This is a genomic window from Mesorhizobium sp. M7A.F.Ca.US.006.01.1.1, assembly GCF_003997935.1.
Taxonomy (GTDB): domain Bacteria; phylum Pseudomonadota; class Alphaproteobacteria; order Rhizobiales; family Rhizobiaceae; genus Mesorhizobium.
Genome location: NZ_RZQL01000236.1, coordinates 1 through 10815 on the forward strand (window position 1 = coordinate 1; position 10815 = coordinate 10815).

8 protein-coding genes and 4 pseudogenes are annotated in these 10815 nt (G+C 58.4%); 9 read left to right on the top strand and 3 right to left on the bottom strand.

The window, feature by feature from the left end; translation table 11 throughout:
• The 6 genes and pseudogenes from EN943_RS29660 to EN943_RS38880 all read left to right on the top strand — a co-directional run.
• On the top strand, positions 1-238 hold a 238-nt coding region (locus tag EN943_RS29660; protein WP_127415701.1), incomplete at its 5' end, for an aldehyde dehydrogenase family protein.
• A 13-nt stretch (positions 239-251) separates the two neighbouring features.
• On the top strand, positions 252-1655 hold the full coding sequence (locus EN943_RS29665) for an aspartate aminotransferase family protein (RefSeq protein WP_063169325.1): 1404 nt from the start codon (positions 252-254) through the stop codon (positions 1653-1655).
• Positions 1656-1800: 145 nt separating this feature from the next.
• The gene (locus EN943_RS29670; RefSeq protein ID WP_224570030.1) at positions 1801-2694 is read left to right on the top strand and encodes a polysaccharide deacetylase; all 894 of its coding nucleotides are present in this window, start codon (positions 1801-1803) and stop codon (positions 2692-2694) included.
• A gap of 739 nt (positions 2695-3433) precedes the next feature.
• Positions 3434-3631: an SDR family oxidoreductase gene (locus EN943_RS38870; protein WP_063169323.1), complete on the top strand. Its 198-nt coding sequence runs from the start codon at positions 3434-3436 to the stop codon at positions 3629-3631.
• A 27-nt stretch (positions 3632-3658) separates the two neighbouring features.
• Positions 3659-3940: pseudogene (locus EN943_RS38875) on the top strand (SDR family NAD(P)-dependent oxidoreductase); the annotation flags it as partial.
• Positions 3928-4134, top strand: a complete 207-nt coding sequence (locus tag EN943_RS38880) for an SDR family oxidoreductase (RefSeq protein ID WP_199489648.1) — start codon at positions 3928-3930, stop codon at positions 4132-4134. The pseudogene EN943_RS38875 and the gene EN943_RS38880, both read left to right, overlap by 13 nt.
• 400 nt (positions 4135-4534) lie before the next feature.
• Here EN943_RS38880 and EN943_RS38530 read toward each other — a convergent pair.
• Positions 4535-4701: pseudogene (locus EN943_RS38530) on the bottom strand (IS21 family transposase); the annotation flags it as partial.
• A 581-nt stretch (positions 4702-5282) separates the two neighbouring features.
• On the opposite strand from EN943_RS38530, the gene EN943_RS29690 reads away from it, so the two are divergent.
• Positions 5283-6938: an MFS transporter gene (locus tag EN943_RS29690; RefSeq protein WP_063169321.1), complete on the top strand. Its 1656-nt coding sequence runs from the start codon at positions 5283-5285 to the stop codon at positions 6936-6938.
• Between the two features lie 269 nt (positions 6939-7207).
• Positions 7208-7594 (top strand): annotated as a pseudogene (locus EN943_RS29695) (transposase); the annotation flags it as partial.
• Positions 7595-8099: 505 nt separating this feature from the next.
• Here the strand turns inward: EN943_RS29695 and EN943_RS29700 are convergent.
• Both EN943_RS29700 and EN943_RS29705 read right to left on the bottom strand, forming a co-directional pair.
• Entirely contained in the window at positions 8100-9317 is a 1218-nt protein-coding gene (locus EN943_RS29700) for a serine hydrolase (protein ID WP_063169320.1), read from the bottom strand.
• A gap of 354 nt (positions 9318-9671) precedes the next feature.
• Positions 9672-10049 (bottom strand): annotated as a pseudogene (locus EN943_RS29705) (alanine dehydrogenase); the annotation flags it as partial.
• A gap of 458 nt (positions 10050-10507) precedes the next feature.
• Here EN943_RS29705 and EN943_RS29710 point away from each other — a divergent pair.
• Positions 10508-10815 (top strand): transporter substrate-binding domain-containing protein (locus EN943_RS29710; RefSeq protein ID WP_127415702.1); only part of this gene is annotated, 308 nt, incomplete at its 3' end.

Consider the following 10815-nt stretch of genomic DNA (forward strand, 5'->3'; position numbering starts at 1 on the left):
CAACAATTCCGAGATGGGACTTGCGGCCTACGTCTATACCCAAGATCTCAACCGAGCCATGCGGCTCTCCGACCGGCTCGAATATGGCATGGTTGCCGTGAATACTCCAAAATTTACGGGGCCGGGCATTCCGTTCGGCGGCTGGAAACAATCCGGCCTTGGTCGCGAGGGCTCAAGGCACGGTCTTATCGAATATCTCGAACCCAAATACCTCTGCATCGGCAACATCGCGGCCTGAAAGGAAGCATTCAATGACCATCAACATCAAAGAGATCACCGAAAAGGACCGCAACTCGGTCTTGCATCCTTTCACTCAGCTTAAAGATTTCGCCACTGGCAAGCTCGGCGACCCAACGATCGTGGTGACAGGGAAGGGGATCCGCATCCAGGACGCGCATGGCAACCAATTTATCGATGGCTTTGCCGGCCTATACTGCGTCAATGTCGGGTATGGCCGCACGGAAGTCGCCGATGCGATCTCGCGTCAGGCCTATCGCTTGGCGTATTACCACTCCTATGCGGCGCACACGACCGACGAGCTTGCGATCCTCTCCGATCGCCTTGTGAAGATGGCGCCGGGCAAGATGAGCAAGGTGTTCTATGGCATGTCCGGCTCGGATGCGAACGAGACCCAGGCCAAGCTTGTTTGGTACTACAACAACCTGCGTGGCAAGCCGACCAAAAAGAAGATCATCTCCCGTGAACGCGGCTATCACGGCTGCAGCGTCGTGTCGGGCTCGATGACGGGCATGAGCTTTTATCACGACCACATGGACCTGCCACTTCCGCAGATTGTTCACACGGGTGTTCCACATCATTACTGGGGCGCAACCCCGGGCGAAACCGAGCGCGAATTCTCCGCTCGCCGCGCCGCCGAGCTTGATCAGTTGATCGAGCGGCTCGGCCCGGACAACGTCGGCGCCTTCATTGGCGAGCCCGTCCTCGGCACAGGTGGTATCACGCCTCCGCCGGAAGGCTATTGGGAAGCGGTACAGACGGTCCTCAAAAAACATGATGTGCTGCTGATTGCCGATGAAGTGATCACAGGGTTCGGCCGCACCGGTTCCATGTTCGGCTCACAGCACTATGGCATCGAGCCAGACCTCATCACGATCGCTAAAGGTTTGACGTCGGCCTACTTCCCGCTTTCAGCGGCAATCGTCGGTGAGAAGGTGTATAAAGTCCTGGAGGATGGAGCCGACAAGGTCGGGGCATTCTCGCACGGCTACACCTACTCTGGTCATCCGATCGGCGCCGCCGCGGCCAACGCGGTCCTCGATATTGTCGAGAAAGAAGACCTCCCCGGCAATGCGCGTGACGTCGGCGCGTTTTTCCAGGCGCAGTTGCAGGAGAGGTTCGCGCAGTTGCCGATCGTCGGCGAAGTGCGGGGCGTCGGTCTTATGGGCGCAATCGAGTTCGTTGCCGATCGCGACAATCGGAAGCGTTTCGATCCGGCGCTCAAGGTAGGTGCGCGAATCTCGAAGGCCGCCCGTGACCGTGGTCTTATCGCTCGGGCCATGCCGCACGGGGACATTTTGGGCTTTGCTCCGCCGCTGGTTACAACCAAAGCTGAGGCGGAGGAGATTGTTGCAATCGCAGAAAGCGCCGTGCGCTCGGTTATGGATGAGCTTGTTCGCGAGAGTGAGAAAATCTGAATGAGTTGGGCCATCTTGTCGTAATCAAGGCGCAAACTCAAGCGACGGCCTGATCGGCTTGCGGGGCTGCCAGCTGAGCTGGTGCCGCGTTCCGCTCATTGAGTTTTCGGCGGAATTCAATGCAGACACTGCTCAGGAGGAACTGGTGGCCAATTCGACCGCACTCAATCCCTGGGAATGGCCTGAAAGCCATTGGCGGCGGCGCATCAACAAAGTCAGAGCGGGCAAGGCACTAAGACCAATGTGGCCCGGCGGTAAACGCTGTGCCTTCGCCATCTCGTTCGACGTCGATCATGAGTCGAACGAATTGCGCAGGGGAGGGCGATCGCTAAGCAGATTATCCTGGGGTCAGTACGGGAGCCGACGAGGGATGCCTCGGGCTTTGGAACTCTTGAGAAAGTACGACGTTCCGGCGAGTTTTTTCGTTCCCGCTGTGATCGCTCAGTTGTATCCAGACGAGCAACGCGCAGTTGTCGATGAAGGCCATGAAATTGGCATGCACGGCTGGATACACGAGCTAAACTCGGAACTGAGCGCAGAGAGCGAGCGCTCTTTAATGATGAGGAGTGCCGACACTCTTGAAAAAATCACTTCCAAACGCCCGACGGGAATTCGAACGCCTTCCTGGGATTTTTCCGACGCAACTCTACGGATCATACGTGAAACCGGATTGACATACGACTCATCCCTTATGGCCGATGATAGTTGCTATGAGCTGCTGGAAGACGAGGAACCCACGGGAGTGATTGAAATACCGGTCGAATGGATTCGAGACGATGCCACTTATCTTTGGATGAGTCCCGATGGGTCTTCACGGCCAGATTTATCAGTCGACGACGTGCTTTCTGTATTTATTCGGGAGTTCGAAGGGGCCTATCAAGATGCCGATTTATTTCAGCTGACTCTGCATCCACACGTCATTGGATATCGCTCACGGATCTGGATCGTAGAAGAATTAATTCGACGCGCCAAAGCAAAGGGTGACGTTTGGTTCGCCACACATCATCAGGTCGCCGAGCGTGCGTCCTCATGTCTCTGAAAACTCTCAGACAGGAACGCCGGTAGAGTGCGGTGTTCTTGGGGCGGCGCAAGCCGTCCTGCGCCTCGACCGTTGCGGCGGTCACCAATGGATTTGGAATGACGCGGATCATCCGCTGTCCGGTATTCGCTTTCAGAGCGGGTACAGTGGGAGTTCTTATCTTGGAGGAGGACTACAATCTTGATTGACACGACCTTTGCCGGAAAAACGGTGCTGATTACCGGCGGGTGGCGCGCTTGGCCCGGCCAGTGCCAAACTGCTGGCGGCGGGTGGAGCGGATTTGGTGTTGGCTGACCTGTCGCAAGAGGCTCTGGACCAAACTCTGGCCGCCTGTCCTGGTGCCCGTTGAGTTGTCTGCGACGTGACCGATCCGGCGATGCTGGAAGGGCTGGTCGACCTCGCCCGCGAGAGCTTTGGCCGGCCGGTTGAGGGCTTGGTCGCGGCCGCTGGCATTACGGTGCGATGAAGCGGCTGATAGACGTGAAGGGTACGAAGCCATGTTCAGCTTCAACGTCGGGGCCATTTGGCGAATCTGCAAGCTGCATCCCGCAGATGCGCGAGCTTGGCCGCGGATCGGTGGTGCTCTTCAGCTCGACTGCTGGTCTGCAGGCCTCGAAGGACGTGCCGATCTATTCGGTGACCAAGGCGGCGGTTGTGATGATGACTCGCACGCTGGCGCTGAACCACGCGGCAGAAATATCCGCGCAAACTGTGTCTGCCCCGGAACCATCGCCAGCCGTTGGCCGAGGCCGGCGTCGCCTTCGCCCGGGGAGAAGCGGCACAGGTCGAGCGCCGGACGAAGATCATCGCTGCGCATCCGATGGGCCGAATGGGGTTGCCGTCCGAGGTGGCGACAGCTGTCGGCTATCTGCTGGACGATGCGGCGGGCTTCACCATCGGCGCCGCGCTTACGGTCGACGGAGGCAGCCTTGCCTAAGCTCCGGTCAGAAACACTGTCGTCGTCACCGGCGCGGCGCGCGGGATCGGTGCCGCAACAGCGGCGTGGCTTGGCTCGGAAGAGGCGTGGGTGTTGCTAGTGGATGTTCTGGATAAAGTGCACGACACAGCTGCGGGCCTTGGCCAGACGGCGCTCGTCTGCGATCTGGCCATGCCCGACGCCGCAGGGCGGGTTCTGGCCGCCTTGGATGCCGCAAGGATCGAGACGCTCGACGTCCTCGTGAACAATGCCGGCATTGGCGGTTCGAAGTCGCTCGCCGATACTGACGATGCCTTTTGTTCCCGCTGATCGATATCAACTTGCGTGCAGTCATCAGCCTGACCCGCGAGTTGCGGCCGCGGATGCGCCAGCCGGGCGGGCGGATCATTAATGTCAGCTCGATCCTCGGGCTTACGGGCTATCCCGGAACGGTAGGCTATTCGGTGGCCAAGGCCGGGATCGCGTATCTCACGCTCCAGCAGGCCGGCGAGCAGGGCCTGTAGGGTATAACCGTGAATGCGGTGGCGCCCGGCGTGGTCCCCACCGACATGACTCGAGCGCTGCACGTACGCAGCTACCAACGCCTGATGGTCGCGCCAATCCGCTCGAGCGCGTCTCCTCGCCGGAGGAGCAGGCGGCGGTGATCGCCTTCCTGCTTCGGACGACGCGTTCTACGTCTCGGGCGCAGTGATCCCCGTCGACGGCGGCTCCCGCCTGTCACAGTAGAGAAGAATAGCGCAATTTAAGCCTATACACAGGATGGCCCTGCAATTCCCGGATGCAGACCGACTCTGCCGGTAACCGGTTCCGGTGGTCGATCCTGTTAGCGGCGCCATTACCCGGCGCACATTTGATCGCGGTGGTGGGCAAGTTGAATTTACCCTTCGCGCGCTTCCCAGCGATCAATATGGCAGTGTCGTACTGCTCGGTCATTGTCGCAACGGTCGCGTTCAGCGTCGGCGCGAACCACAGCGCCTTGGCCACACCAGGTTGTAGCAGACGGATCGCCTCAGTGACCCGCCGAAGAAGCTGAGGCCGTCAATCCAGTCGGGCAGCTTTTGAGTCAGAGTTGGCAAAGGCTGCTCGAACTGAACGACTGTTGAGGAAAGCCTTTGCAGGCGCGGCGGGCGCGAGCACCGCGGGGAGCCGCAAAAAGGCACGCGGAGAGCTCTGCTGAGGCTGCAGTCAACTCAGCGTCCTTGGGAGCATATTGAAGTAGTATTTGCCCATCTCTCCCTGTTATGGCGATTTGAGAAGCAAAAAGCCCGTTCAGCGTTTAGCTTGGAGAATGTGCCCACTGCACTGCTCGCCCGCGAATCACCGATATTATGCAGATTTAGGAGCTCGACGCCGATCTCCTGCATTTGTTGGCGAGGATTGCTGGAAGAGTACCCATTCAATGCACTAAAATCCTGGAGTGGTCTGATCCTCATATTGTAAGTGTAGGCTGGCCTGATGCGGCTGGTTCCAAGTCTTCACAAAGGTTCCAACTACGCCTCCTCCCAAGGCGCATCGGCCCGGCAGCGAGTTCAATCTCCTGCCGGGCGTTGTAACTATTTGCGCACATTGGCCGATTCGGACCTTCAACGGGTTGGGCGGCTGCTGGCTGTCGGAGCAATGTAAAACTGGCTCATAGGCAAGAGTTAGATTGATGAGCAGTCTTGCGGACCAAGTCGCCGATCCAAATTCGCCAGGAGCATTTGCGCCCCTCAGAAATCCGAGCTTTCGTTCAATCTGGTTCGCCACGCAGGTCAGCTCGCTCGGCTGGTTGATGCAGACTGTTGCCATCAGCTGGCTGATGGCTACGATTTCGACTTCCGATCTGATGGTCGCGCTGGTTCAGGCTTCTTCAAACCTGCCAGCGTTCATCTTATCCGTCTTCGCCGGGGCCTTGGCTGATAATTTCAGCCGGCGCCGGGTCATGTTCGCCGGCCGGTGCCTTATGGTATTGGCATCTGCGATGCTGACGGCTTTTGTGGTGCTGGGCTTTGTCGATCCGTGGATGATCCTCGGCTTCAGCTTCTTGATCGCATGCGGCGGCGCTCTCCACGATCCAGCCTGGCAGGCCTCGGTTGGCGATATGGTGAACCGACGCGACGTTCCCGCCGCCGTCACGCTCCTCTCCGTTGGCTTCAACACTGTTCGGACCGTAGGCCCGGCGCTCGGTGGCATAGTAGTTGCCTCTTTTGGGCTGATGACGGCTTTCGCCGTAACCAGTCTTACCTATCTGGTCCCTTTGGTAACCATATGGCGCTGCAAGTGGATGGTTCGCTCATCACCTCTCCCACGTGAGTCGATGAGGACGGCGATCTATGACGGGCTACGCTTCACGGCGATGTCGTCGGAGATTAAGACGGCGATCACTCGCGGAACCCTCTTTGGTCTGGCGAGCATCGCCATTCTCGCGCTGCTGCCGCTGGTTGTCCGCGACCAGCTGGGAGGCGGACCGCTCGCCTATGGCACGCTCATGGCCGGATTCGGGACAGGCGCCGTCTTCGCCGGCATCTCGAACAGCGTGTTCAGACGGAGCTTGTCACAAGAGCGGCTGATGACGCTCGCATGCGTCGCCTGCGCGGCATGCTCCCTTTCGCTTGCGCTGACTTCTTCGATTGCAGTGGCGGCAATTGCACTCGCCATGGGTGGCGCGGGCTGGGTCACCGCCTGGTCCGGGGTCGGCGTGACCGTGCAACTGGCAAGCCCGCGCTGGGTCGTGGGGCGCACCATCTCGATTTACTATGCATTGATCGATGGCGGCATCGCAGCGGGCAGTTGGGTGTGGGGCACGGTGGCCCAGAACCATTCACTGACCTTGGCACTGGAGGGCTCCGCTGGAGCCCTTCTGCTGGTCGCCGCCACGGGCCTCCTGTTTCCCCTTCGCGAGCGCCGCGAATCCGATCCAGATGCTTTGGAGGACTTCGACGCACCGGCAGTCGCCCTCAATCTCAAGCCAAGAAGCGGTCCCATCGTGGTCAAAGTCGAGTACCTAGTGCCCGAGGAAAATCGCGAAGCATTCCTGGAACTCATGCGGGCGCGCCGGCATGTGCACAGTCGCGTCGGCGCTCGTCATTGGACTCTCCAGCGCAACCTTCAGGAGCCTATGCAATGGATAGAGACATTCCGCACGCCGACCTGGACCGACTACCTTCGCCTGAACCATCGTCTCACGGAAGCAGACAAGGAATTGGGTAAACAAGTGCTGAAATTGCATGCAGGACAGCTTCCGCCTAAAATCATGCTTTTTATCGAGCGACCAACAAGCTCGGCCCTAAAGTCCGATGAATCAGCACGTTATTTTCTCCGACACTGACTCTTCGAGGTTAACCCCTTGTATCTGCACGCAGAGGACTTTGTGCGATGGAAGCGACTGAGCCTCGAACCGGATGGCCATCCGGTTCGAAGCAAGGCGAAGTCGCCCGACACCCCTCCGGCCACAACCGTGGGTGAGCCTGGGATCTTCGCCTTCGTCACGTACGACCGAATAGTCGCTTGGCTCCAATCGCACGCACAAGGCAGGTTACCGTGAACAAGACTATCTGTGGAGTGGATGTTTCGAAAGACTGGCTCGATACCCATGTCGTGCCGAGCGGAGCGGCGGGCCGCTTTCGCAACGATGCGGCAGGCATAGCCGAGCTTGCTGCCTGGTGTTAGGTCAATGGTGTCGAGCTCGTCGTCATGGAGGCCAGTGGCGGCTACGAACGGCTTCCCTTCCTGCTGTCGTGGGAGTTGGGAGTAGCCTGCGGCATGGCCAATGCGAGGAGCGTACGCTGATTCGCCGAGGCGATGGGCTTCCTGGAGAAGACCGACAGGATCGACGCCGCCGTCATCGCCCGCTATAGCGAGGTCAAACGGCTGCAGCCGACGCTGCCGCCGAGCGCGGCCCAGCAGCGGCTCAAGGCGCTGGTCGCCCGGCTTTCCCAGGTAACCGCCGATCTCACCGTCCAGAAGCAGCGCAAGAGCGCTGCCACTGATGCCGATACCATTGCCTGCGTATTCCGATGAAGCCGGCCACCGATTCCGATTTGAAGCCGGCCAGTCATTCCGATTTCATTCCGGCCAGCATTCCGATTTGAAGGCGGCCATTTTTCGGTCTGATCCTGGGTCTCGTTGATGTTTGGGTTGGGTTTTGTTTCAGGTCAAGCTGACGGATAAGCCCGAAAGCGGCACCATGCAAGAATACAATAGGTCCACCGGTTCCATTCTCGCAATACAAAGTCGCGACGGCCCCAATCAATATGCAATGTTCGGTGATCATTGTTTCCTCAGCAAAAGCGAGCCAGATCGGTCTGCATTATGCATATGGGAAGCGAGGCTTCTGGTATTTACTTCATAAGCGTAGCAGCGTCTACAGGCCTTTTGCGCCAATTGCCCCCTAGCCGAACGCAGGAATTCGGCGTAGGCGCCCCAGTTCTTCAACCGCGAATTTGCAGGAAATTCCTAAACAAGCGCGGTGACCGTCTAGTGCATCAAGTTACGCGCGGAGCATCCTCCCCAATGCCTGCATCTGCGGCCTTCTAATCCGATCAATGTGGTCGCAAGCGGGGTGCGACCCGAAGCGCGCAATCACCATCTCCGCCTTTGGCGCTATGTACAGGTTCTGGCCGTAAAGGCCCCGACCTTCAATAGCATCAAGCTCGTCGTGTGATACCCACCATTGGCTTCGGTATGTATAGCCGAATGGGAGGTCCGGCTTGGCGGGGTGGTCGAGATCTTGAAGGTCGTAGACAACACTCGCGGGAACCAGTTGCTTGCCATTACACGAGCCTTCACATCGCATCAGCTCGCCGAAACGCGCCAAGTCGCGCAACGTCACATTGAGTCCGCTATGCGCCCTCGGCATACCGTTTGTCGGGTCGATCTCGACATAGGCGTCTTCTTCGCAGCCCAGTGGCAACCATAAGCGCTCCTCCAACAGTTGTGCGAACGACCGGCCCGTTGCGCGCGACATAACCCAAGCCATAACATTGGTATCGACGCCTTTGTAGACAAATTTGCCGTGCGCCCCTTCCTTTCGTATGGTACGCAGGTATTCGCATCTATATGACTTGTCTACACTTGTGTAATCTTCAGTAAAAGCAACGTTAGTTTGCATGTCCATGACTTGGCGGAGCGTTGCATCTTCCCACCCTGTACCTCGTAATTCCGGCACAAACTGCGATATTGTCTTCCTGTCGTCGAGAATGCCCTCATGCACCAACGCCGCGGCTAGGGTGCCCGCATACGATTTGGTGATTGACTGACACGAATGTTGTACGTGCGGCGCGAGTGCGCCGAAGTATCGTTCGTATATGATCCGCCCCCGATGCAGGACCAAAATGCCGTCGGTGTAGGTGTCGAATAGCGCCTCCTCGAACCGGTTGGTGCGGTCGTCCATGTCGACGAACGTGAGCCCATCGATTTCGGTAGACCTGTTGCTGCACTCAAGCTGCGACGGTCCGCCCCGCCCTCGCCACACTTGGACTGTGGGCCGCAGCTCACGCATATGCGATAGCGACCAGCGAAGCTGAGGAAAGGTCCAAACAGTTTCATTCTCGAATGTTACACGCTTGTCTGGCGGCGGCGGCGCACCGCGCATCCAGCCAAATTCGCGAGGATCCGATGCACGGCCGTCCAGGTATTGCTGTCCGTCGAATTCGAGTACGCTCTCCGACGCGTTACCGACGGTTTGCCGTTGTTTGAATTCTGTCATACATGGGATCCAATTTCATGCCTAGGCGCCCCCGGCGCCAGCTGGCTATCGAGAGTTGCGACCCAACCTCGGGAGTTCGGACTGGACTAAATCACAACATGTTATGATCATAGCAGCGGCAGGCGCGCATTCTATGCGAAATGTCCTCGACAACGCAGCAAATCAGCGTTGTATTGCGGCCGGCGCATACTTGCGGCCCCGCTCTCGCGTGGCAAGTAGGACCTAACTTGCCGAACGCTTCCAGCTACAAGAGGCATGAGCCATCATGCGCAGTATGCCGAGTACATCTCGATTAAACCGGGTCCGAACGGGTTGACAATTGTAACGCGTCTCCGCTGTCCGAGCTACGATGAGTCAAAAATTCTCTGGTCTATCAACGATGTTGACCCAGAGGGATACGTGCGAACTCGCAAGGCAAGAAATCGCGAAATGGCATGGGCGACTCTGCATGTTGGCGACGCGATAGTGGATAACGCCGTCGCCTTCGTAGGTGGGCTCGGCTTGAGTCGTCGCATGCGACGTCTCGAAGCAACCGCCCTGGTCAATAGCGACGTCGACCAGCTCCGAGCCCTTCTTCATGCCGGACATCATTTCGCGGGTGACGAGCTTTGGCGCGGCAGCACCGGCGATCAGCACGGCCCCGACCACGATGTCGGCAGAGAAGCATTCTTCCTCGAGCGCCCCGACGGTTGAGTAGCGGGTGCGCACACGGCCGGCGAAGAGGTCGTCGAGATTAGGGAGGTCGAGATTAGGGAGGTCGAGATTAGGGAGAGAGAGGGGCTTGGACCGCAGTTCCCACGTGACCAGAGTCAGCCCTGCAAGGTGTAATTCAACGCGCCAGTCCAGTTTAGATCCTTCCAAACAAGACGTCTTGTGGCGATGCAATCTGCAGCCTTCGGAGTCCAGCGAGTTGGCGAGTTCGCCGACCTCTCTGAGGCCAGGGTATCCGTGCTTTGTGAAATCGCCAGAGCGATCCGGCGAAAGCCAAGGGTAGTTCGCAGGAAACCTGCATCATCGAACTCGATTTCGCTGAATGCCAACAATGCAGAGCGATAAGGTGTCGTTCGTTAAATGACGGACCGGGATGGGTCCAATCAGCAGGGAGCAATGGCGCACCGCTAAGACACTCCTCTCGGTGGCGACGAAGGTAGCTTTCAAGAAAATAAGAACGAGAAAAAAGGGAACTATAGATGAACAATCATGTAACGACGGTCGTAGTTGCAGTCTCCATGGCGGTTGCGTCGATGTCTTTGTCAGCCAAGGCTTGCGCCGGCGAAGTCCTTGATCGTGTGCTCGCGGCACAGACATTGACGGTAGCGGTCGGGTCCGACTGGGGAGCCTTGTCTCACTTGAACGACCAACATGAACTCGACGGTGATGATGTAGAGGTCGCGAAGGGCATTGCGGACTACTTGGGCGTGAAGATCAAATTCGTGACCCCGGGCTGGGATATCATTCAGGCAGGCCAGTGGGGGGGGCGTTGGGACATGGCCATGGG

Excerpts from the sequence above, each read along its gene's own strand:
- EN943_RS29690 (WP_063169321.1), top strand. The coding sequence starts at position 5,283 with ATGAGCAGTCTTGCGGACCAAGTCGCCGATCCAAATTCGCCAGGAGCA.
- EN943_RS29665 (WP_063169325.1), top strand. The coding sequence starts at position 252 with ATGACCATCAACATCAAAGAGATCACCGAAAAGGACCGCAACTCGGTC.
- EN943_RS29700 (WP_063169320.1), bottom strand. The coding sequence starts at position 9,317 with ATGACAGAATTCAAACAACGGCAAACCGTCGGTAACGCGTCGGAGAGC.